Annotated in this window: 21 protein-coding genes; 20 read left to right on the forward strand and 1 reads right to left on the reverse strand. The window is 52.8% G+C overall.

Going from position 1 to position 23,308, the window contains the following annotated elements; genetic code table 11:
• Positions 1 to 13: 13 nt before the first annotated feature.
• Positions 14 to 1,510: an ATPase RavA gene (ravA, locus tag LOC22_RS10590; RefSeq protein WP_230239530.1), complete on the forward strand. Its 1,497-nt coding sequence runs from the start codon at positions 14 to 16 to the stop codon at positions 1,508 to 1,510.
• Positions 1,504 to 2,955: an ATPase RavA stimulator ViaA gene (gene viaA / locus LOC22_RS10595; RefSeq protein WP_015570153.1), complete on the forward strand. Its 1,452-nt coding sequence runs from the start codon at positions 1,504 to 1,506 to the stop codon at positions 2,953 to 2,955. Before ravA ends, viaA begins: the two co-directional genes overlap by 7 nt.
• Here the strand turns inward: viaA and asnA are convergent, their stop codons facing one another.
• The gene (gene asnA / locus LOC22_RS10600) at positions 2,956 to 3,948 is read right to left on the reverse strand and encodes an aspartate--ammonia ligase (RefSeq protein WP_003862385.1); all 993 of its coding nucleotides are present in this window, start codon (positions 3,946 to 3,948) and stop codon (positions 2,956 to 2,958) included.
• Between the two features lie 151 nt (positions 3,949 to 4,099).
• On the opposite strand from asnA, the gene asnC reads away from it, so the two are divergent.
• From asnC to LOC22_RS10690, 18 genes are all read left to right on the forward strand, one after another.
• The gene (asnC, locus tag LOC22_RS10605; RefSeq protein WP_003862383.1) at positions 4,100 to 4,558 is read left to right on the forward strand and encodes a transcriptional regulator AsnC; all 459 of its coding nucleotides are present in this window, start codon (positions 4,100 to 4,102) and stop codon (positions 4,556 to 4,558) included.
• Positions 4,559 to 4,648: 90 nt separating this feature from the next.
• Positions 4,649 to 5,098 (forward strand): FMN-binding protein MioC, encoded by a 450-nt coding sequence (gene mioC, locus LOC22_RS10610; RefSeq protein ID WP_003862381.1) that lies wholly within the window; start codon positions 4,649 to 4,651, stop codon positions 5,096 to 5,098.
• A 374-nt stretch (positions 5,099 to 5,472) separates the two neighbouring features.
• Positions 5,473 to 7,362, forward strand: a complete 1,890-nt coding sequence (gene mnmG / locus LOC22_RS10615; RefSeq protein WP_032668933.1) for a tRNA uridine-5-carboxymethylaminomethyl(34) synthesis enzyme MnmG — start codon at positions 5,473 to 5,475, stop codon at positions 7,360 to 7,362.
• 107 nt (positions 7,363 to 7,469) lie between these two features.
• A complete protein-coding gene (gene rsmG / locus LOC22_RS10620) occupies positions 7,470 to 8,093 on the forward strand; it encodes a 16S rRNA (guanine(527)-N(7))-methyltransferase RsmG (protein WP_017383708.1) in 624 nt (207 codons plus the stop codon).
• Positions 8,094 to 8,708: 615 nt separating this feature from the next.
• Positions 8,709 to 9,089, forward strand: a complete 381-nt coding sequence (atpI, locus tag LOC22_RS10625; protein ID WP_003862375.1) for a F0F1 ATP synthase subunit I — start codon at positions 8,709 to 8,711, stop codon at positions 9,087 to 9,089.
• Positions 9,090 to 9,097: 8 nt separating this feature from the next.
• A complete protein-coding gene (gene atpB / locus LOC22_RS10630) occupies positions 9,098 to 9,913 on the forward strand; it encodes a F0F1 ATP synthase subunit A (protein ID WP_003862373.1) in 816 nt (271 codons plus the stop codon).
• A gap of 49 nt (positions 9,914 to 9,962) precedes the next feature.
• The gene (gene atpE, locus LOC22_RS10635; protein WP_000429386.1) at positions 9,963 to 10,202 is read left to right on the forward strand and encodes a F0F1 ATP synthase subunit C; all 240 of its coding nucleotides are present in this window, start codon (positions 9,963 to 9,965) and stop codon (positions 10,200 to 10,202) included.
• 48 nt (positions 10,203 to 10,250) lie between these two features.
• Positions 10,251 to 10,721: a F0F1 ATP synthase subunit B gene (atpF, locus tag LOC22_RS10640; protein ID WP_003862370.1), complete on the forward strand. Its 471-nt coding sequence runs from the start codon at positions 10,251 to 10,253 to the stop codon at positions 10,719 to 10,721.
• Between the two features lie 14 nt (positions 10,722 to 10,735).
• On the forward strand, positions 10,736 to 11,269 hold the full coding sequence (gene atpH / locus LOC22_RS10645; RefSeq protein ID WP_015570151.1) for a F0F1 ATP synthase subunit delta: 534 nt from the start codon (positions 10,736 to 10,738) through the stop codon (positions 11,267 to 11,269).
• Between the two features lie 12 nt (positions 11,270 to 11,281).
• On the forward strand, positions 11,282 to 12,823 hold the full coding sequence (atpA, locus tag LOC22_RS10650; RefSeq protein WP_003862367.1) for a F0F1 ATP synthase subunit alpha: 1,542 nt from the start codon (positions 11,282 to 11,284) through the stop codon (positions 12,821 to 12,823).
• 51 nt (positions 12,824 to 12,874) lie between these two features.
• Positions 12,875 to 13,738, forward strand: coding sequence for a F0F1 ATP synthase subunit gamma (atpG, locus tag LOC22_RS10655; RefSeq protein WP_003862364.1), 864 nt, complete (start codon positions 12,875 to 12,877; stop codon positions 13,736 to 13,738).
• A gap of 31 nt (positions 13,739 to 13,769) precedes the next feature.
• On the forward strand, positions 13,770 to 15,152 hold the full coding sequence (gene atpD / locus LOC22_RS10660; protein ID WP_015570150.1) for a F0F1 ATP synthase subunit beta: 1,383 nt from the start codon (positions 13,770 to 13,772) through the stop codon (positions 15,150 to 15,152).
• A gap of 20 nt (positions 15,153 to 15,172) precedes the next feature.
• Positions 15,173 to 15,592 (forward strand): F0F1 ATP synthase subunit epsilon, encoded by a 420-nt coding sequence (locus LOC22_RS10665; protein WP_006177560.1) that lies wholly within the window; start codon positions 15,173 to 15,175, stop codon positions 15,590 to 15,592.
• A 138-nt stretch (positions 15,593 to 15,730) separates the two neighbouring features.
• The gene (glmU, locus tag LOC22_RS10670; RefSeq protein ID WP_045333544.1) at positions 15,731 to 17,101 is read left to right on the forward strand and encodes a bifunctional UDP-N-acetylglucosamine diphosphorylase/glucosamine-1-phosphate N-acetyltransferase GlmU; all 1,371 of its coding nucleotides are present in this window, start codon (positions 15,731 to 15,733) and stop codon (positions 17,099 to 17,101) included.
• A 225-nt stretch (positions 17,102 to 17,326) separates the two neighbouring features.
• A complete protein-coding gene (gene glmS / locus LOC22_RS10675) occupies positions 17,327 to 19,156 on the forward strand; it encodes a glutamine--fructose-6-phosphate transaminase (isomerizing) (RefSeq protein WP_015570148.1) in 1,830 nt (609 codons plus the stop codon).
• 331 nt (positions 19,157 to 19,487) lie between these two features.
• Positions 19,488 to 20,012, forward strand: coding sequence for a fimbrial protein (locus tag LOC22_RS10680; protein WP_045339486.1), 525 nt, complete (start codon positions 19,488 to 19,490; stop codon positions 20,010 to 20,012).
• A gap of 95 nt (positions 20,013 to 20,107) precedes the next feature.
• Complete coding sequence (locus tag LOC22_RS10685; protein ID WP_230239531.1) at positions 20,108 to 20,791, forward strand: fimbria/pilus periplasmic chaperone; 684 nt, start codon at positions 20,108 to 20,110, stop codon at positions 20,789 to 20,791.
• Positions 20,792 to 20,829: 38 nt separating this feature from the next.
• Positions 20,830 to 23,307, forward strand: a complete 2,478-nt coding sequence (locus LOC22_RS10690) for a fimbria/pilus outer membrane usher protein (protein ID WP_230239550.1) — start codon at positions 20,830 to 20,832, stop codon at positions 23,305 to 23,307.
• The last annotated feature ends 1 nt before the right edge of the window (position 23,308 follow it).

Consider the following 23,308-nt stretch of genomic DNA (forward strand, 5'->3'; position numbering starts at 1 on the left):
ATGCAAAACTATTATGGCTCACTCACATTTATTAGCAGAAAGAATTTCCCGCCTCAGCAGTGCGCTGGAGAAAGGCCTTTACGAGCGTAGCCACGCCATTCGCCTCTGTTTACTGGCGGCGCTGAGTGGGGAAAGCGTATTTCTGCTGGGCCCGCCGGGCATTGCCAAAAGTCTGATCGCACGCCGCCTCAAATTCGCTTTCCAGAACGCGCGCGCATTCGAGTATTTGATGACGCGCTTCTCCACGCCGGAAGAAGTTTTCGGCCCACTCTCCATTCAGGCGTTAAAAGATGAGGGACGCTATGAACGTCTGACGGCGGGCTATCTTCCGGAAGCGGAAATCGTCTTTCTTGATGAGATCTGGAAAGCCGGCCCGGCCATTCTGAATACCCTGCTGACGGCAATTAACGAACGCCGCTTCCGCAACGGCGCCAGCGAAGAGAAGATCCCCATGCGCCTGCTGGTGGCCGCGTCAAACGAACTGCCCGAAGCCGACAGCAGCCTGGAAGCGCTGTATGACCGTATGCTGATCCGCCTGTGGCTGGATAAAGTCCAGGATAAATCAAACTTCCGTTCTATGCTGGTAAGCCAGCAGGATGAAAACGAAAACCCGGTGGCAGCGTCATTGCAGGTCACGGACGAGGAATACCACCAGTGGCAGGAGGAGATCGGCAAGATAAAACTGCCCGATCCCGTTTTTGAGCTGATCTTTATGCTGCGCCAGCAGCTTGATTTGCTGCCTTCCGCGCCGTACGTCTCCGATCGTCGCTGGAAAAAAGCCATTCGCCTGCTCCAGGCAAGCGCGCTGTTTAGCGGCCGCGATGCTGTCGCCCCAATCGATCTGATCCTGCTGAAAGACTGCCTGTGGCACGACGCAGAAGGGATGAATCTGATGCAACAGCAGCTGGACGTTTTGATGACCGGACACGCGTGGGGTCAACAGTCGATGCTTAATCAACTGGGCGCGATTGCCCAACGTCGCCTTCAGCTCCAGCAGCAGCAAAGTGACAAAACCGCGCTGAAGGTGAACCGTCTTGGCGGGATGTTTGCCCGTAAACCGCACTATGAACTGCCCGCCGGGCTGACTGACGCCTCGCTCACGCTTCTTCTTCAGCAACCGCTGAAGCTTCATGATATGCAGGTTGTGCACGTGACGATCGAACGCGTTGCGCTGGTTCAGTGGCTGGATAAAGGCGGTGAGATCCGCGGTAAACTCAACGGTATCGGCTTTGCACAGCCGCTGACGATGGAAGTCGACAGCAGCCAGCACCTAGTGATCCGTGACGTCAGCCTTCAGGGATCGCGCCTGGCGCTGCCGGGCACGGCCTCCGATACTGTTCCGGAGGAGATCAAACAGCAGCTCGACGCGCTGGATAACGAATGGCATCAGCAGCACACGCGCTTCAGCGAGCAGCAGAAATGCCTCTTTATCCATAGCGACTGGTTAGGTCGCATTGAAGCCAGCTTGCAGGATGTCAGCGCGCAGATCAAACAGGCGCGTCAATGCTAACGCTGGACACGCTTAACGTCATGCTGGCGGTTAGCGAGGAAGGGTTGATCGAAGAGGTCGTCATTACCCTGCTCGCTTCACCGCAGCTGGCGGCCTTCTTTGAAAAATTCCCGAAGCTCCGAAAAGCAATGACGGACGATCTGCCCCGCTGGCGCGATAACCTGCGACAGCGGTTTAAGGAGACGGAAGTCCCGCCGGAACTGACAGAGGAAGTGGCTGGTTACCAGCAGTGCCAGCGGCTTTCAACACCGCAGTTTATTGCCCAGCTACAGCAAACCCTGACGCTGCTTGATAACGTTCACTCCCCGTTTGCCAGCCAGGCCAGAGCGCTGGTCACTGACAACCCCAGCTTTACTCCCGCCCTGCATACGCTGTTTTTACAGCGCTGGCGTCTGAGCCTTGTGGTCCAGGCCACGGCCCTTAATCAGCAGTTGCTGGACGAAGAGCGCGAACAGTTGCTCAGTGAAGTCCAGGAGCGAATGACCCTGAGCGGCCAGTTAGAACAGGTGCTGGTGGAGAATGAAAACGCCGCCGGTCGACTCTGGGATATGAGTGCCGGCCAGTTAAAGCGGGGCGATTATCAGCTGATCGTGAAGTACGGCGACTTTCTGGCACAACAGCCGGAGCTGATGAAGCTCGCAGAACAGCTCGGCCGTTCCCGGGAGGCCCGGTCGGTCCCAAAGAAAGATGCGCCGATGGAAACCTTCCGTACGCTGGTACGTGAACCCTCCACCGTACCGGAGCAGGTGGACGGGCTACAGCAAAGCGATGACATCCTGCGTCTGCTGCCTACGGAACTCAGCACGCTGGGCATGACCGAACTGGAGTATGAGTTTTATCGTCGGCTGGTGGAAAAACAGCTCATTACCTATCGACTGCATGGCGAAGCCTGGCGCGAGAAGATCAGCCAGCGTCCGGTGGTGCACCAGGATTTTGATGAGCAACCGCGCGGCCCATTTATTGTTTGCGTCGATACGTCCGGATCGATGGGGGGCTTTAATGAACAGTGTGCAAAAGCGTTCTGCCTGGCCCTGATGCGCGTGGCGCTCGCCGATCGTCGTCGCTGCTACATCATGTTATTTTCCAGCGAAGTGGTGGGGTATGAACTGACCAGCCCACAGGGGCTGGAGCAGGCGATCCGCTTTTTAAGCCAGCGCTTTCGCGGCGGCACCGATCTGGCCAGCTGTTTTCGCAGCATCATTGAGCGCATGCAGGGCGGAGACTGGTACGACGCGGATGCGGTGGTGATTTCCGATTTTATTGCCCAGCGGCTGCCGGACGACGTCGTGAATAAAGTGAAGGAGATGCAGCGCGTGCACCAGCACCGTTTCCATGCCGTGGCGATGTCTGCACATGGAAAACCCGGCATCATGCGCATCTTCGATCATATCTGGCGCTTTGATACCGGGTTGCGTAGCCGCCTGCTCAGACGCTGGCGACGTTAATTAAAGAAGAGAACCGACGCTCTCACGTACCTGCTGCGGCCAGACCCCACACTGTACCTGACCAATGTGAGAGAGTTGCAGCAGCAGCATGGTCAGACGAGACTGGCCAATACCACCGCCGATGGTCTGCGGCATTTCACCGCGCAGCAGTGCCTGGTGCCACTCCAGTTGCAGACGATCTTCATCACCGGTCACGGCCAGCTGACGCTTCAGTGCTTCAGCATCCACGCGGATCCCCATCGAAGAGAGTTCAAACGCATCTTCCAGAACCGGGTTCCAGACCAGAATATCGCCGTTCAGACCGGCATATTCGCTTTCGCCCACGGTGCTCCAGTCATCGTAATCCGGCGCACGGACGTCGTGACGTTTACCATCAGACAATTTCCCGCCAATGCCGATAAGGAATACCGCGCCCAGCTCTTTGGCGATCGCGCGTTCACGGCCTTTGGCATCCAGATCCGGGAAACGGCTCAGCAATTCCTGACTGTGAACAAAGTGGATCGTTTCCGGCAGGAACGGTGCCAGACCAAACTCTTTGCTCACGGCCGCTTCGGTTGCTTTGATCCCGGCGTAGATCGCCTCAACGGTGGATTTCAGCGTACCGACGTGACGCTCGCCATCTCCCATTACGCGCTCCCAGTCCCACTGGTCAACGTAGACAGAGTGAATCGGGGAAAGGCGGTCTTCATCGGGGCGAAGGGCTTTCATGTGCGTGTAAAGCCCTTCGCCCGCGCTGAAGTCGTGTTGTCCCAGGGTTTGACGCTTCCACTTCGCCAGGGAATGAACCACTTCGAACTGGGCGTCTGGCAGTGTTTTCACTTTTACCTGTACCGCTTTTTCGCAACCAGACAAGTTATCCTGCGTCCCGTCACCCACGCGGCTCAGAATCGGCGCCTGAACTTCAATAAGGCCAAGCTTCTCTTCCAGCTGGCGGGAAAAATGGGATTTTACGAAACTGATCTGGCGTTGTTTTGCGATGTAAGCGGTTTTCATTATTTATACTCCTGCGTCCTGTTGATACTGATTAAGCAACAGAACAGGCGCTTAATTCAATAACCCATCAACAAAAAGCCGCCTTCACTTTTGATTCGTTAAAATAAGACGCTAGAATAGAGGGAATCATTAATCTTCATAAGAAAAACCTATGGAAAATTATCAGATCGACAATCTGGACCGCGGCATTCTGGAAGCGCTAATGGCCAACGCACGCACCGCGTATGCCGAACTGGCGAAACAATTTGGCGTCAGCCCGGGGACCATTCACGTTCGCGTCGAGAAAATGAAGCAGGCCGGGATCATCACCGGCGCACGCATTGATGTCAGCCCGAAGCAACTTGGCTACGACGTCTGCTGCTTCATTGGCATTATTCTGAAAAGCGCCAAAGATTACCCCTCCGCGCTGGAGAAACTGAACGCGCTGGATGAAGTCACCGAGGCGTACTACACCACCGGGCACTACAGCATCTTTATAAAGGTGATGTGCCGATCCATTGACGCCCTCCAGCAGGTACTTATCAACAAGATCCAAACAATCGATGAAATTCAGTCCACTGAAACCCTGATCTCCCTGCAAAACCCGATCATGCGTACTATCCGCCCGTGATCGGGCAATTTCATTCCCACATTTTCCACAGGTAGATCCCAGCTCGTTCACAGCGTACAATGGCCGCCTCTTTATCTGAGCGAGCGATCAATGGCGGACATTACTCTTATCAGCGGCAGCACCCTTGGCGGTGCGGAATATGTAGCGGAACATCTGGCTGAGAAGCTGGAAGATGCGGGCTTTTCTACACAAACGCTGCACGGACCGCTGCTGGAAGATCTCCCGACTGACGGGGTCTGGCTGCTGATCACCTCCACGCACGGCGCGGGCGATCTGCCGGATAACCTGCAACCTTTATATGACGAACTGCTGGAACAACAGCCCGATCTGTCAAACGTCCGGTTTGGCGCTGTGGGGATCGGCAGCCGTGAATATGACACTTTCTGTGGCGCCATAGAGAAAGTAGAAGCTGCGGTGACCGCCTGCGGAGCAAAACAGCTGGGTGAAACGCTGAAGATCAACATCCTCGATCATGACATTCCCGAAGATCCAGCCGAGATCTGGCTCGCGGAATGGAAAAATTTACTCAAAAACGATTAAAGATCGTGCGATCAGATGTGGATAACTCTGGTTAAAAGCTCGTATTAAGCCGTAGTTATCCAAAGAACAACGTTGGTTTAGTTTTTGACCTGTGTATAAAGTGGCGATCTGATCCCAGCTTATACGGTCCAGGATCACCGATCATTCACAGCAAACGATCCTTCCTAACTGCATGATCTTATTTATGGGATCGGACTTATCCACAGAGGTCTGCGATCCTAATAAGAGATCACAATAGAACAGATCTCTAAATAAAAAGATCTTCTTTTTAATAGCCCAGGATCCCAATGCTTTCTCGAAAGACTAAAGTTGAGTAGAATCCACGGCCCGGGCTTCAATCCATTTTCATACCGCTTTACGCGAGGCAGACCACCATGTTTTATCAGGATCCTTTTGACGTCATCATCATTGGCGGGGGTCACGCAGGCACTGAGGCCGCAATGGCCGCAGCGCGAATGGGTCAGCAGACCCTGCTTTTGACACACAATATCGACACGCTGGGACAAATGTCCTGTAATCCGGCGATTGGCGGCATTGGGAAAGGACACCTGGTAAAAGAAGTGGATGCACTTGGCGGCCTGATGGCGAAAGCGATCGATCATGCGGGCATTCAGTTTAGGATACTAAACGCGAGTAAAGGTCCGGCTGTTCGCGCCACCCGTGCACAGGCAGACCGCGTGCTTTACCGTCAGGCTGTGCGCACCGCGCTGGAAAACCAACCGAACCTGATGATCTTCCAGCAGGCGGTAGAAGATCTTATCGTGGAGAACGATCGTGTTGTTGGCGCCGTGACCCAGATGGGTCTTAAGTTCCGCGCAAAAGCGGTTGTGCTGACGGTCGGGACATTCCTGGACGGTAAAATCCATATTGGTCTGGACAACTACAGCGGTGGCCGTGCTGGCGATCCGCCGTCGATTCCGTTATCTCGTCGTCTGCGTGAACTGCCGCTGCGCGTAAGCCGCCTGAAAACCGGTACGCCGCCGCGTATTGATGCGCGCACCATTGATTTCAGCGTGCTCGCACAGCAGCACGGCGATAACCCGATGCCGGTGTTCTCGTTCATGGGCAATGCGGCTCAGCATCCGCAGCAGGTGCCGTGCTACATCACGCACACCAATGAAAAAACCCATGACGTGATCCGCAATAACCTCGATCGCAGCCCAATGTACGCCGGTGTGATCGAAGGGATCGGCCCACGTTATTGCCCGTCGATCGAAGACAAGGTGATGCGCTTTGCCGATCGTAACCAGCACCAGATCTTCCTGGAGCCGGAAGGGCTGACCTCAAATGAAATTTACCCGAACGGCATCTCCACCAGCCTGCCGTTCGATGTACAGATGCAAATTGTTCGCTCAATGCAGGGCATGGAGAACGCAAGAATCGTTCGCCCTGGCTACGCTATTGAGTACGATTTCTTCGATCCGCGTGACCTGAAGCCAACCCTGGAAAGCAAATTCATCCAGGGTCTGTTCTTCGCGGGCCAGATTAACGGTACTACCGGCTACGAAGAAGCCGCAGCGCAAGGTCTGCTGGCCGGTCTGAACGCCGCTCGCTTCTCTGCCGAGAAAGAGGGCTGGGCACCGGCGCGTTCTCAGGCTTACCTGGGCGTTCTGGTCGACGATCTCTGCACGCTGGGGACTAAAGAACCGTACCGCATGTTTACTTCTCGTGCGGAATATCGCCTGATGCTGCGCGAAGACAATGCCGATCTGCGTCTGACTGAGGTGGGCCGTGAATTGGGTCTGGTGGATGACGAACGCTGGGCGCGCTTCAACGAGAAGCTGGAGCGTATCGAACAGGAACGTCAGCGCCTGAAAACCACCTGGGTGAATCCGCAGGCGGAAACCGCTGCCGAAGTAAACGCTCACTTAACAGCACCGCTGTCGCGCGAAGCCAGCGGGGAAGATCTGCTGCGCCGTCCTGAAGTCACCTACGAGAATCTGGTCAAACTGACCGCGTTCGCGCCGGGCCTTGAAGACGCGGAAGCGGCCGAGCAGGTCGAAATCCAGGTGAAATACGAAGGCTACATCGCGCGTCAGCAGGATGAGATCGAAAAACAGCAGCGCAACGAAAACACGCTGCTGCCGGAAATGCTGGACTATCGTCAGGTGACGGGCCTTTCCAACGAAGTGATCGCTAAGCTGAACGATCACAAACCTGTGTCGATTGGCCAGGCCTCACGTATCTCCGGCGTCACACCTGCCGCGATTTCGATTCTGCTGGTGTGGCTGAAAAAGCAGGGTATGCTGCGCCGCAGCGCGTAATGCTCTGAAAATTGCCCGGTGGCGCTGCGCTTACCGGGCCTACTGAACCCGTAGGGCGGGTTAGCGAAGCGCCACCCGCCACTTAAGTTTCTCAACAGGTATCCACCGTGCTCAATAAACTCTCTCGTCTGCTGGAACAGGCAGGTATTTCGCTCACCGATCACCAGAAAAATCAGCTGGTGGCCTATGTCGATATGCTGAACAAATGGAATAAAGCGTACAACCTCACCTCCGTACGCGATCCCAACGAGATGCTGATTCGCCATATTCTCGATAGCATCGTCGTGGCGCCGTATCTGAACGGGGAACGTTTTATCGACGTGGGCACCGGCCCGGGCTTGCCGGGCGTTCCGTTGTCTATTGTTCGACCGGAGAGTCAATTCACGCTGCTGGACAGCCTGGGTAAGCGCGTACGCTTTTTACGCCAGGTCCAGCATGAGCTGAAGCTGGAAAACATCACGCCCGTGCAGAGCAGGGTAGAGGAGTTCCCGGCTGAGCCACCGTTTGACGGCGTTATCAGCCGCGCATTTGCGTCACTCAATGACATGGTGAGCTGGTGCAAACACCTGCCGGCGGAGAAGGGGCGTTTTTATGCGCTGAAAGGGCAACTTCCGGGGGACGAAATCGAGCTGCTTCCGGACGGTTTTGCTGTCGAATCCATTGAGAAACTTCAGATCCCTCAGCTCGAAGGTGAGCGTCATCTGGTGATAATTAAGCCAAACACTTTTTAAAAATTAATAAAAAATGTGGAATTTGTGCTGTTCTGATCGTGTTAAAAAGCAGCACATCCCGTCTGTTTTGGCCGTTGTTAATTTAACCTTGTTGTTACCATGGGTTTTCTTATAGTTAACCTGAAGTGAGTTGTTCACTCTGAGGATAATCAACCATGAAAATATCAGCCTGCTAAAAGTGGGTAAAGGCAACAAGAATGGAATGTTAAATATTTATTAAGAATGTCAATAAAAGGTTTTTGTTGTATACGGCTCTGTTTTAAAAATAGTTGCGATTTTTTTGCTTTAATTTCATACAGATGAAATAAATCGTTTTACGTCTTTGATAAATACCACTTTATCGCAAATGTGTATTTTGTGATCTCGTGCACGCTTTATCACCAACGTTTCCGCGCTGTTTGCAGTTTTGCCTGAAGGTCGGCACTTAGGTCAAAAGTTGAAAAATAGGACTGGGGAAAAATATTTAAACATTTATTCACCTTTTCGCTACTTAATGTTTGAAATCACGGGTACGCACCGTATAATTTGACCGCTTTTTGATGCTTGACTCTGAGCCTTAAAGGACGTTTTATACGACACGCGGCATACCTCGAAGGGAGCAGGAGTAAAAACGTGATGTCTGTGTCGCTCTTGAGTAGAAACGTTGCTCGTAAGCTTCTGTTCATTCAGTTTCTGGCTGTGATAGCAAGTGGACTGCTGTTTAGCCTCAAAGACCCCTTCTGGGGCATCTCCGCCGCGTGCGGAGGTTTGGCGGTGGTTCTGCCAAACGTGTTGTTTATGATTTTTGCCTGGCGTCATCAGGCGCATACACCCGCCAAAGGCCGCGTGGCCTGGTCCTTCGCTCTCGGCGAAGTGTGTAAGGTGTTGCTGACCTTTGCTCTACTGGTGATGGCGCTGGCGGTTTTGAAAGTGGTATTCATGCCGCTGATAGCAACGTGGGTTTTGGTGCTGGTGGTACAAGTTCTGGCTCCAGCTGTAATCAATAACAAAGGGTAAAAGGCATCATGGCTTCAGAAAATATGACGCCGCAGGATTACATAGGTCACCATCTGAATAACCTTCAGCTGGACCTGCGTACATTCTCGCTGGTGGATCCACATAACCCCCCGGCCACCTTCTGGACGATCAACATCGACTCCATGTTCTTCTCGGTGGTTTTGGGTCTTCTGTTCCTGGCCATGTTCCGCAGCGTTGCTAAAAAGGCGACCAGCGGTGTTCCAGGGAAATTCCAGACGTTCATCGAGATGATCATCGGCTTCGTCCATGGCAGCGTGAAAGACATGTACCATGGTAAGAGCAAACTGATTGCTCCGCTGGCCCTGACCGTGTTCGTTTGGGTCTTCCTGATGAACCTGATGGACCTCCTGCCTATCGATTTCTTACCTTGGATCGGTGAGCACGTACTCGGCCTGCCTGCACTGCGCGTGGTTCCGTCTGCCGACGTGAACATCACCCTGTCGATGGCGCTGGGCGTATTTATCCTCATTCTGTTCTACAGCATCAAAATGAAAGGCGTAAGCGGCTTTGTGAAAGAGCTTACCTTGCAGCCGTTCAACCACTGGGCGTTTATTCCGGTCAACCTGATCCTGGAAGGCGTTAGCCTGCTGTCCAAACCTGTTTCACTGGGTCTGCGACTGTTCGGCAACATGTATGCGGGTGAGCTGATTTTCATTCTGATCGCGGGTCTTCTGCCGTGGTGGTCACAGTGGATTCTGAATGTGCCATGGGCCATTTTCCACATCCTGATCATTACGCTGCAAGCCTTTATCTTCATGGTTCTGACGATCGTCTATCTGTCGATGGCGTCTGAAGAGCACTGATTTTTTACCAACACTACTACGTTTTAATTGAAACAAACTGGAGACTGTCATGGAAAACCTGAATATGGATCTGCTGTACATGGCTGCCGCTGTGATGATGGGTCTGGCGGCTATCGGTGCTGCGATCGGTATCGGCATCCTCGGGGGCAAATTCCTGGAAGGCGCAGCGCGTCAACCTGATCTGATTCCTCTGCTGCGTACTCAGTTCTTTATCGTTATGGGTCTGGTGGATGCAATCCCAATGATCGCTGTAGGTCTGGGTCTGTACGTGATGTTTGCTGTCGCGTAGTAGTTGTTTTAAAACCCCAAGCCACAGAAATTTAAGAGGTATTGTGCTGTGAACATGAACGCAACAATCCTCGGCCAGGCCATCGCGTTTATTCTCTTTGTCTGGTTCTGCATGAAGTATGTATGGCCGCCTTTAATGGCTGCCATCGAAAAACGTCAGAAAGAAATTGCTGACGGTCTGGCTTCCGCAGAACGCGCTAAGAAAGATTTGGACCTTGCACAGGCCAACGCGACAGACCAGCTGAAAAAAGCGAAAGCTGAAGCTCAGGTAATCATTGAACAGGCTAACAAACGCCGTTCTCAGATCCTGGACGAAGCCAAAGCTGAAGCAGAACAGGAACGTACTAAGATCGTGACACAGGCTCAGGCTGAAATTGAAGCTGAGCGTAAACGTGCTCGTGAAGAACTGCGTAAGCAGGTTGCGATTCTGGCTGTTGCTGGCGCCGAGAAGATCATCGAACGTTCCGTGGATGAAGCTGCTAACAGCGACATCGTGGACAAACTTGTCGCTGAACTGTAAGGAGGGAGGGGCTGATGTCTGAATTTGTTACGGTAGCTCGCCCCTACGCCAAAGCAGCTTTTGACTTTGCTGTCGAACACCAAAATGTCGATCGCTGGCAGAATATGCTGGCGTTTGCCGCTGAGGTGACGAAAAACGAACAAATGGCCGAGTTGCTTTCTGGTGCGTTAGCGCCTGAAACCCTCGCCGCGTCGTTTATCGCCGTGTGCGGAGAGCAACTGGATGCCAACGGCCAGAACCTGATTAAGGTGATGGCGGAAAATGGTCGTCTCCGTGTGCTCCCGGATGTTCTCGAGCAGTTTGAGCACTTACGTGCCCTTAGTGAAGCTACCGCTGAAGTTGAAGTAACTTCTGCGACTGAACTGAGTAACGAACAGCTTGCGAAAATCACCGCCGCGATGGAAAAACGTCTGTCACGCAAAGTTAAGCTGAATTGCAAAATCGATAAGTCTGTAATGGCAGGCGTAATCATCCGCTCGGGTGATATGGTCATTGATGGCAGCGTACGCGGCCGTCTTGAGCGCCTTGCAGACGTCTTGCAGTCTTAAGGGGACTGGAGCATGCAACTGAATTCCACCGAAATCAGCGAACTGATCAAGCAGCGCATTGCTCAGTTCAATGTTGTGAGTGAAGCTCACAACGAAGGTACTATTGTTTCTGTAAGTGACGGTGTTATCCGCATCCACGGCCTGGCCGATTGTATGCAGGGTGAGATGATTTCCCTGCCGGGTAACCGTTACGCTATCGCACTGAACCTGGAGCGCGACTCCGTAGGTGCCGTTGTGATGGGTCCATACGCTGACCTTGCCGAAGGCATGAAGGTTAAGTGTACTGGCCGTATTCTGGAAGTACCGGTTGGCCGTGGCCTGCTGGGTCGCGTTGTTAACACCCTGGGTGCGCCAATCGACGGTAAAGGTCCGGTTGAGCACGATGGCTTCTCCCCAATCGAAGTTATCGCACCAGGCGTTATCGACCGTCAGTCCGTTGATCAGCCAGTGCAGACGGGTTATAAGTCCGTTGACGCTATGATCCCAATCGGTCGTGGTCAGCGTGAACTGATCATCGGTGACCGTCAGACCGGTAAAACCGCGATGGCAATCGACGCCATCATCAACCAGCGTGATTCCGGCATCAAATGTGTATACGTGGCTATCGGCCAGAAAGCGTCCACCATTTCCAACGTGGTTCGTAAACTGGAAGAGCACGGCGCACTGTCTAACACCATCGTTGTGGTAGCAACCGCGTCTGAATCTGCTGCACTGCAATACCTGGCGCCATACGCCGGTTGCGCAATGGGCGAATACTTCCGTGACCGCGGTGAAGATGCGCTAATCGTATACGATGACCTGTCTAAACAGGCCGTTGCTTATCGTCAGGTTTCCCTGCTGCTCCGTCGTCCACCAGGACGTGAAGCATTCCCGGGCGACGTATTTTACCTCCACTCTCGTCTGCTGGAGCGTGCTTCCCGCGTTAACGCGGAATACGTCGAGAACTTCACCAAAGGTGAAGTGAAGGGTAAAACAGGTTCTCTGACCGCTCTGCCGATCATTGAAACCCAGGCGGGTGACGTTTCTGCGTTCGTTCCGACCAACGTAATCTCCATTACCGATGGTCAGATCTTCCTGGAAACCAACCTGTTTAACTCCGGTATTCGTCCGGCGGTTAACCCGGGTATCTCCGTATCCCGTGTGGGTGGTGCTGCTCAGACCAAGATCATCAAGAAACTGTCCGGTGGTATCCGTACCGCGCTGGCACAGTATCGTGAACTGGCTGCGTTCTCTCAGTTCGCATCCGATCTGGACGAAGCAACCCGTAAACAGCTGAGCCACGGTCAGAAAGTGACCGAGCTGCTGAAGCAGAAACAGTACGCGCCAATGTCTGTTGCTCAGCAGGGCCTGGTACTGTTCGCGGCTGAACGCGGTTACCTCGAAGATGTGGAACTGGCGAAAATCGGTAGCTTCGAAGCCGCTCTGCTGGCTTACGTCGACCGTGATCACGCTCCGCTGATGCAAGAGATCAACCAGACCGGTGGCTATAACGACGAAATCGAAGGCAAGCTGAAAGCTATCCTCGATTCCTTCAAAGCAACCCAATCCTGGTAATCGTCCGGCGGCTTGTCTCAGGACAAGCCGTCTGGCATTGAGGAGAAGCTCATGGCCGGCGCAAAAGAGATACGTAGTAAGATCGCAAGCGTCCAGAACACGCAAAAGATCACTAAAGCGATGGAGATGGTCGCCGCTTCCAAAATGCGTAAATCGCAGGATCGCATGGCGGCCAGCCGTCCTTATGCAGAGACCATGCGCAAAGTGATTGGTCACCTTGCAAACGGTAATCTGGAATATAAGCACCCTTACCTGGAAGAACGCGACGTTAAGCGCGTGGGCTACCTGGTGGTGTCGACTGACCGTGGTCTGTGTGGCGGCTTGAACATTAACCTGTTCAAAAAACTGCTGGCGGATATGAAAGGCTGGTCCGATAAAGGCGTTCAGTGCGATCTGGCACTGATTGGCTCTAAAGGCGTCTCTTTCTTTAACTCCGTTGGCGGCAACATTGTCGCTCAGGTGACCGGTATGGGTGATAACCCGTCCCTGTCCGAACTGATCGGCCCGGTTAAAGTGATGTTGCAGGCCTACGATGAAGGCCGTCTGGACAGACTGTACGTTGTCAGCAACAAATTTATTAACACCATGTCTCAGGTGCCTACGCTCACTCAGATGCTGCCGTTACCGGCATCAGAAGATGACGAGCTGAAACAGAAAGCCTGGGATTACCTGTATGAACCCGATCCGAAACCGCTGCTGGATACCCTGCTGCGTCGTTACGTTGAATCTCAGGTTTATCAGGGCGTTGTAGAAAACCTGGCCAGCGAGCAGGCCGCACGAATGGTGGCGATGAAAGCCGCGACCGATAATGGCGGCAGCCTGATTAAAGAGCTGCAGTTGGTTTACAACAAAGCTCGTCAGGCCAGCATTACTCAGGAACTCACCGAGATCGTCTCGGGGGCCGCCGCGGTTTAACCAGGTTTACGAATTACGTAGAGGATTCAAGATGGCTACTGGAAAGATTGTCCAGGTAATCGGCGCCGTGGTGGACGTCGAGTTCCCTCAGGACGCCGTACCACGCGTGTACGACGCGCTTGAGGTACAGAATGGTAACGAGAGCCTGGTGCTGGAAGTTCAGCAGCAGCTCGGCGGCGGTATCGTGCGTACCATCGCCATGGGTTCTTCCGACGGTCTGCGTCGTGGTCTGGAAGTAAAAGACCTTGAGCACCCGATCGAAGTCCCGGTAGGTAAAGCAACACTGGGTCGTATCATGAACGTATTGGGTCAGCCAATCGACATGAAAGGCGACATCGGTGAAGAAGAGCGTTGGGCTATCCACCGCGCGGCACCTTCCTACGAAGAGCTGTCCAGCTCTCAGGAACTGCTGGAAACCGGCATCAAAGTTATCGACCTGATGTGTCCGTTCGCGAAGGGCGGTAAAGTCGGTCTGTTCGGTGGTGCGGGTGTAGGTAAAACCGTAAACATGATGGAGCTGATCCGTAACATCGCGATCGAGCACTCCGGTTACTCCGTGTTTGCGGGCGTGGGTGAACGTACTCGTGAGGGTAACGACTTCTACCACGAAATGACCGACTCCAACGTTCTGGATAAAGTATCCCTGGTTTACGGCCAGATGAACGAGCCACCAGGAAACCGTCTGCGCGTTGCGCTGACCGGCCTGACCATGGCTGAGAAGTTCCGTGACGAAGGTCGTGACGTTCTGCTGTTCGTTGATAACATCTACCGTTACACCCTGGCCGGTACTGAAGTATCTGCACTGCTGGGTCGTATGCCTTCAGCGGTAGGTTATCAGCCTACGCTTGCGGAAGAGATGGGTGTTCTTCAGGAACGTATCACCTCTACCAAAACCGGTTCTATCACCTCCGTTCAGGCGGTATACGTACCTGCGGATGACTTGACTGACCCATCCCCAGCCACCACCTTTGCTCACTTAGATGCAACCGTGGTACTGAGCCGTCAGATCGCGTCTCTGGGTATCTACCCGGCCGTTGACCCGCTGGACTCCACCAGCCGTCAGCTGGATCCACTGGTTGTTGGCCAGGAGCACTACGACACCGCGCGTGGCGTACAGTCCCTGCTGCAACGTTATCAGGAACTGAAAGACATCATCGCCATCCTGGGTATGGATGAACTGTCTGAAGAAGACAAACTGGTGGTAGCACGTGCGCGTAAGATCCAGCGCTTCCTCTCCCAGCCGTTCTTCGTTGCGGAAGTATTCACCGGTGCTCCGGGTAAATACGTTTCCCTGAAAGACACCATCCGTGGCTTTAAAGGCATCATGGAAGGCGAATACGATCACCTGCCAGAGCAGGCGTTCTACATGGTTGGTTCCATCGAAGAAGCCGTGGAAAAAGCCAAAAAACTTTAACGCCTTAATCGGAGGGTGATATGGCAATGACTTACCACCTGGACGTCGTCAGCGCAGAGCAACAAATGTTCTCTGGTCTGGTCGAGAAAATCCAGGTAACGGGTAGTGAAGGTGAACTGGGTATTTTCCCGGGTCACGCACCGCTGCTCACCGCCATTAAGCCTGGTATGATCCGCATCGTTAAACAGTTCGGTCATGAAGAGTTTATCTATCTGTCCGGCGGCATTCTTGAAGTGCAGCCAGGCAGTGTGACCGTTCTGGCCGATACCGCTATTCGTGGCCAGGATCTCGACGAAGCGCGAGCCCTGGAATCGAAGCGTAAGGCTGAAGAGCACATTAGCAGCTCTCATGGTGACGTGGATTACGCTCAGGCGTCTGCGGAGCTGGCCAAAGCGATCGCGAAACTGCGCGTTATCGAGTTGACCAAAAAAGCGATGTAACACCGGCTTGAAAAGCACAAAAGCCAGTCTGGATCCCAGGCTGGCTTTTTTTTTCGGCCTTAATTCATGATGAAAAAGATGTAGAATTTTAAGCATCAAACGTTTTTACTTCTCACACAAACTACCGTCAGGATGCGTATGTTAAACAGTGCGATGAGCGTGGTGATCCTTGCCGCAGGCAAAGGTACCCGCATGTATTCCGATCTGCCTAAGGTGCTCCACACGCTGGCAGGAAAGCCAATGGTTCAGCATGTTATTGATGCAGCGAATGAATTAGGCGCCAGCCAGGTGCATCTGGTTTATGGACATGGCGGCGATCTGCTGAAAAAAACGCTGCATGACGACAATCTCAACTGGGTGCTACAGGCAGAACAGTTGGGTACAGGCCATGCGATGCAGCAGGCTGCACCCTTCTTCGCTGATGATGAAGATATCCTGATGCTCTACGGCGACGTCCCGCTGATATCCGTTGAAACCCTCACTCGCCTGCGTGAAGCCAAACCGCAGGGCGGCATCGGTTTGTTGACCGTCGTGCTGGACGATCCAACCGGCTATGGCCGCATTACGCGTGAAAACGGCAAGGTAACCGGGATTGTTGAGCATAAAGATGCCACTGACGAACAGCGCCAGATTCAGGAGATCAACACCGGCATCCTGATTGCGAACGGTGCGGATATGAAGCGCTGGCTGTCCAGACTCAACAATAACAACGCGCAGGGTGAATACTACATCACCGACATCATTGCGATGGCGTACCAGGAAGGGCGTGAGATTGCCGCCGTTCACCCGGCTCGCATCAGCGAAACGGACGGGGTAAACAACCGTCTCCAGCTTTCTCGCCTGGAGCGTATTTACCAGTCCGAGCAAGCAGAAAAGATGTTGCTCAAGGGCGTTATGCTGCGCGATCCGGCGCGTTTCGATCTGCGTGGCACGCTGACCCACGGGCGCGACGTTGAAATAGATACTAACGTTATCCTGGAAGGTAACGTCACGCTGGGCAACCGCGTCAAAATCGGCACTGGCTGCGTGATTAAAAACAGCGTGATCGGTGACGACTGCGAAATCAGCCCGTACAGCGTGGTGGAAGATGCCCATCTTGAGGCGGCATGTACCATCGGCCCGTTTGCGCGTCTGCGCCCGGGCGCTGAGCTGCTGGAAGGCGCTCACGTAGGTAACTTTGTGGAAATGAAAAAAGCGCGTCTGGGTAAGGGCTCGAAAGCCGGTCATCTGACCTATCTGGGCGATGCGGAAATTGGCGACAACGTAAACATCGGTGCTGGAACCATCACCTGTAACTATGACGGTGCCAATAAGTTTAAAACCATCATCGGTGATGATGTGTTTGTAGGCTCCGATACCCAGCTGGTGGCGCCTGTCACCGTGGGCAAAGGCGTGACCATTGCCGCCGGGACAACCGTTACGCGCGATGTGGCCGAGAACGAGCTGGTGTTAAGCCGTGTGCCGCAGGTCAGCAAGCAGGGCTGGAAACGCCCGGTGAAGAAGAAGTAACAACAAGGCGGGTGGCGCTATGCTTACCCGCCCTACGATTGAGTAGGCCTGATAAGGCGTAGCCGACATCAGGCAAACCCGGGAGAGGAGATAAATATATATCTCCCCCCACAAGCAGTACCCATAAAAATAACCCCACTCTCTACAAGGCTCGGGGCGCCCGGAAAGGGCAAATACAGGTCAGCGACAACGCATGGCATAACGCCATAATCAGGAAATCTAACTATGTGTGGAATTGTTGGCGCAGTTGCGCAGCGTGATATTGCTGAAATCCTTCTCGAAGGTTTACGTCGTCTGGAATACCGTGGTTACGACTCAGCCGGTCTGGCTGTGGTCGATGCAGAAGGTCATATGACCCGTCTGCGTCGTCTCGGTAAAGTGCAGATGCTGGCCCAGGCTGCGGAAGAACATCCGCTGCACGGTGGCACCGGTATTGCACATACCCGCTGGGCGACCCACGGTGAGCCATCTGAAGGCAACGCACACCCGCATGTGTCTGAACACATTGTGGTGGTGCATAACGGCATTATCGAAAACCACGAACCGCTGCGTGAAGAACTGAAAGCGCGCGGCTATACCTTCGTCTCTGAAACCGACACCGAAGTGATTGCTCACCTGGTGCACTGGGAGCTGGCAAAGGGCGGTACACTGCGTGATGCGGTGCTGCGCGCTATCCCTCAGCTGCGTGGTGCTTACGGTACGGTGATCATGGATTCCCGCGACCCGTCCACGCTGCTGGCCGCGCGTTCCGGTAGTCCGATGGTGATTGGTCTGGGCATGGGTGAAAACTTTATCGCTTCCGACCAGCTGGCGCTGTTGCCGGTTACCCGTCGCTTTATCTTCCTGGAAGAGGGAGACATTGCCGAGGTGACACGTCGCAGCGTGACCGTATTCGACACGAAAGGCGAGCAGGTTAAGCGTCAGGAGATCGAATCAAACCTGCAATACGACGCGGGCGACAAAGGTGCTTACCGTCACTACATGCAGAAAGAGATCTACGAACAGCCAAACGCCATTAAAAACACCCTGACCGGGCGCATCAGCCACGGCGAAGTGGATCTGAGCGAGCTGGGCGCCAATGCCAACGAACTGCTGGGCAAAGTCGAGCACATTCAGATCGTGGCCTGCGGTACCTCTTATAACTCCGGTATGGTCTCGCGCTACTGGTTTGAATCCCTGGCGGGCGTGCCGTGTGATGTGGAAATCGCGTCTGAGTTCCGCTACCGCAAATCTGCGGTGCGTCGTAACAGCCTGATGATCACCCTTTCTCAGTCTGGCGAAACGGCTGATACCCTGGCGGCGCTGCGTCTGTCTAAAGAGTTGGGTTACCTGGGCTCGCTGGCCATCTGTAACGTGCCGGGCTCTTCGCTGGTACGTGAATCCGATCTGGCGCTGATGACCAAAGCCGGTACTGAAATTGGCGTGGCTTCCACCAAGGCGTTTACCACTCAGTTAACCGTTCTGCTGATGCTGGTGGCGAAACTGGCGCGTCTGAAAGGTCTGGATGCCTCCGTTGAACACGACATTGTGCATGGCCTTCAGGCGCTGCCGAGCCGTATCGAGCAGATGCTGTCTCAGGACAAACGCATTGAGGCGCTGGCGGAAGATTTCTCTGACAAACATCACTCCCTGTTCCTGGGGCGTGGCGATCAGTATCCGATTGCGCTGGAAGGCGCGCTGAAACTGAAGGAGATCTCTTACATTCACGCTGAAGCTTACGCGGCAGGTGAACTGAAACATGGCCCGCTGGCGCTGATCGATGCAGATATGCCGGTCATCGTTGTGGCACCGAACAACGAACTGCTGGAAAAACTGAAATCTAACATCGAAGAAGTGCGCGCCCGTGGTGGTGTTCTGTACGTCTTTGCGGATAAAGACGCCGGTTTCGCCAGCAGCGACAACATGCACATCATCGAGATGCCGCATGTGGAAGAGGTGATTGCGCCGATCTTCTATACCGTTCCGCTGCAACTGCTGGCTTATCACGTCGCGCTGATCAAAGGCACCGACGTTGATCAGCCGCGAAATCTGGCGAAGTCTGTTACCGTAGAATAATATTATATATCACTTAGGAATAACCCCGTTAATTTATGATTACGGGGTTATTTTTATATCAAAACATAAATATTTTCTGAAAAATAAAGTTTCCCACTTCTTATTAAATAAAAACTAATTACAGTGTGTCGACTTTTCTGTGTGATATAAAATTACATTAAGTAATAAAACGCTTATGTTTATTCTCTTATTCCATCAGTAATAATTAATACAATATTATTTCTCCTTGTTATTTTTATTTTTCAGTTTACTATTTCCTGGCCGGGATGGTTCGGCAATATTTGTTTTAATAATGAAACATGATTATTCATAACTTCAGGATAATGTCATAATGAATGGAAAACTTTTTAAAAGCGCATTAGTTTGCTCATCTTTGCTTTTAGGTTTGCAGGCGCACGCGGGGAACGGCAATGGTACTGTACACTTTACAGGCGAAATTATTGACAGCACCTGTGAGGTTACTGCACCAACACAAACTCAAACCGTTGACCTTGGTAAAGTCAATAAATCCGCCTTTTCTGGTGCAGGCTCGACGGCTTCCGTACAGGCTTTCCAGATCGATCTTGAAAATTGCCCTGATACATATAAAAAAGCCACCGCTCGCTTTGATGGTACAGAAGATGGAGACGGTTACCTTAAACTGAACGCTGGTGGAGCTACAGGGGTTGCCGTTGCCATCTACAACCGTGCTGACAACACCTTGCTGAAGCTCTACAACCAGTCAGTCAGTGCAGATATCGACGCTGATGGCAAGGCGACACTGCCGTTCATGGCTCGCTATATTGCTACCTCCGCAACCGTAACGCCTGGTGTGGCAAATGCGGATTCTGAATTTACTATCACTTACAGTAATTAACCTCTAGCTTTCCGAAATATAATCAGGCCTGGCAAGGCAGGTTTCTTTACGTCTAATGGACAGCGAAACCTCGCAGGCCTGTCACAGGATATGATATGCGCAGGCGTTTTATCGACATTTTTATTATTCTCTTTTTAGTCGTGTGTGCCTCTCCCTCCTGGGGTGGGATTATTATCGGTGGTACGCGGGTTATTTTCCCCAGCAATAAAACAGATACCACTATTTCTGTAATTAATAATGATACTTCCTTACCCTATCTGATTCAGGCATGGATTGATCCTTTTTTAGCCACAGAGAAAACGAAACCACCGTTTACCGTTATTCCTCCTGTTTCAAGGCTGGAGCCAAAACAGGAGCGCGTATTGCGCATTATTAAAACAAAAAGCGATTTACCCACCGATCGGGAATCTGTATTTTGGCTGAATGTGAAGAATATCCCTCCGACGCCGGACAAACAGAACAGCAAGCTGGAAATCGCAATTAAAACGCGCATTAAGTTATTCTGGCGCCCTGCCAGCATTACTGAAAAGCCTGAAACCGCCAGCCTAAAAGTCATCTGGCGCAAACAAGGCAATACCCTGGTGGTTAATAATCCTACGGCTATCCATATCAACGTTATTGATGTTGCTGTAGACGGCAAACCGCTGGATTTGGCGATGATTAAGCCCTTTGAGACGCTCAACATTCCCTTACCCGCTGGTGTCGCGAGTAAGACACTCATCTGGCATAGCATCAATGATTATGGCGCGATAAGCGACGCCATCAAACACCCCCTTTGACTCAGGCGAGATGGTTAACGTTGAAGCGCATCTATTTTATGTTATCCCTGGTGTCGCTGTGGGTCAGCGGCACGTATTCCGGGCACGCTGCTGGTGAAACCTTTAACTCACGATTGTTAGAACTTGAACATCCGGTCGACATTGATATCAGTCAGTTTAGCCGGCCCGATAATCTCCCTGAAGGGGATTATCAGGTTGATATTTATATCAACGAGCGCTTTTTTGAGCGCCGTGAAATCCATTTTTTTCGAACAAACAACGAGAGCGCACTCCAGCCCTGTTTCCGCGACTTAAAAAATACGCTGGCTACGTTTGGCATAAAAGTGGATGCCATAAAAGCACTGGCTACGATTAACACCAGCCGCTGCGAGCCCGTTCCCCCGCTGGCGGGAGCTACATGGGTTCTGGATGACGAAAAGCTCGCGTTACGGGTCTCTATCCCGCAGATTTATATGGATTCTTCAGCGCGTGACGCCATTCCGCCTTCACGCTGGGATCAGGGTATTAATGCCCTGATGGTGAATTATGATTTTTCAACCACCCAGACGTTGAAATCAGACTATGACAGTGACGATCTGTATTATCTGAACATGCGTAGCGGTATTAACCTTGGCAGCTGGCGACTTCGCAACTACAGCACCCTCAATGCGGTAAACAGCAACGGCAGTTATCATTCTGCGAGTACGTATTTACAACGTGATATTGCCAGCCTGCGAAGCCAGATAATGATGGGGGATACCTGGACGGCAAATGATCTATTCGATAGCAGCCAGGTGCGCGGCGTGCGCCTGTACACCGATAATGACATGCTGCCGGATAGTCTGAACGGCTTCGCACCCGTCGTCCGGGGCATTGCTAAAAGTAATGCCGTCGTCACCATTCGTCAGAATGGCTACATTATCTATCAATCTGCTGTTCCTCAGGGGCCGTTTGCCCTGACCGATCTCAACACCACCAGCAGTGGGGGCGATCTCGACGTTACGATCAAAGAAGAAGACGGTAGTGAGCAGCATTTTACGCAGCCTTATGCTTCCCTGGCGATATTGCGACGGGAAGGCCAGACGGACTTTGATATCAGCATTGGCGAACTGAACAACAGCGATCGCTATTCACCTGATTTATTGCAGGCTCAGCTTTTACGCGGCATGCAAGGGGGAATGACGCTGTATGGCGGCACACAGTTAGCTGAGAATTACACTGCCATAGCGGCTGGTATTGGTCAGGATCTCGGCGAGATCGGGGCGATATCGATGGATGTCACCCATGCGGCGTCTCGTTTTGTCGATGATACGGAGCAGGGGCAATCCTGGCGTTTTCTCTATTCCAAGACGTTCGATGTAAGTAATACCAGCCTGCGAATAGTAGGCTATCGCTATTCAACGGAAGGATTTTATACCCTGGATGAGTGGGCTTCCCGCAGGAGCGATAGCGAGACGTTCTGGCAAACGGGTAACCGCAGAAGCCGTCTGGAGGGAACGTGGACACAACCTTTTGCGCAGGGGTATGGAAATATTTACCTGACGCTGAGCCGTGAACAGTACTGGCGAACGGATAACGTTGAACGGCTGATCCAGATTGGTTACAGCAACAGCTGGAAACAGATGACGTGGAATGCGTCATGGAACTATACCGATACTGCGAATCATCACGATGGGGACTGGGAAAAGGATGGCGAAAACGAACACGTTTTCATGCTGTCACTCTCGCTTCCGCTCTCCCAGTGGTTACCGAACACCTACGCCAACTATAACGTTACTGGCAACAATAAAAACAGCGTCTCCCATCAGGTAGGCCTGAACGGAAGGCTGCTTCAGAACAACAACTTGAACTGGAACATACAGCAATCCGTTGATGAAAGTGGCGGCAGTACGGGGGGGAATGCGGGACTGGCATGGGACGCGGCTTATGGCTCCATGAAAGGTAACTATGCCTGGAGCAACGAAACCCGAAGTCTCAATTATGGCGTCAGCGGCGGCATTCTACTGCATTCAGAAGGTGTCACCTTCTCACAGGAAATGGGAGAAACCGTCGCGCTGGTGAAAGCTCCAGGAGCGGCGGGCCTGGCGGTGGAAAACAGCAGCGGTGTCGCGACGGACTGGCGCGGCTACACCGTAAAAACGCAGCTGTCACCCTATGATGAAAATCGTATCGCAATTGGCGACAGCGACTTTGCCTCTGGCAATGTTGAACTGGAAAAAAGCGTCCAGAATCTGGTTCCCACCCGTGGAGCGGTAGTAAAAGCGGAATTCGTTACGCATATCGGCTACCGCATCCTTTTCAACGTTCATCTCAGCAATGGCAAACCTGCGCCTTTTGGGGCAACGGGATCGGCAACGCTGGACACCGGAAGCGTTACGGGCATTGTCGGAGAAGAGGGCGAACTCTATCTCTCAGGCATGCCGGAAAAGGGGCAATTTACGTTGACGCTAAACGACGGCGCAACCTGTCGGGCGGAATACACGCTTCAACAACAGCCTGACGCTGGACTGGTGCAGATGCCCGTCACGTGTCGATAAA

The sequence above is a fragment of the Enterobacter sp. AN-K1 genome, from assembly GCF_020971765.1.
GTDB lineage: Bacteria > Pseudomonadota > Gammaproteobacteria > Enterobacterales > Enterobacteriaceae > Enterobacter > Enterobacter hormaechei_C.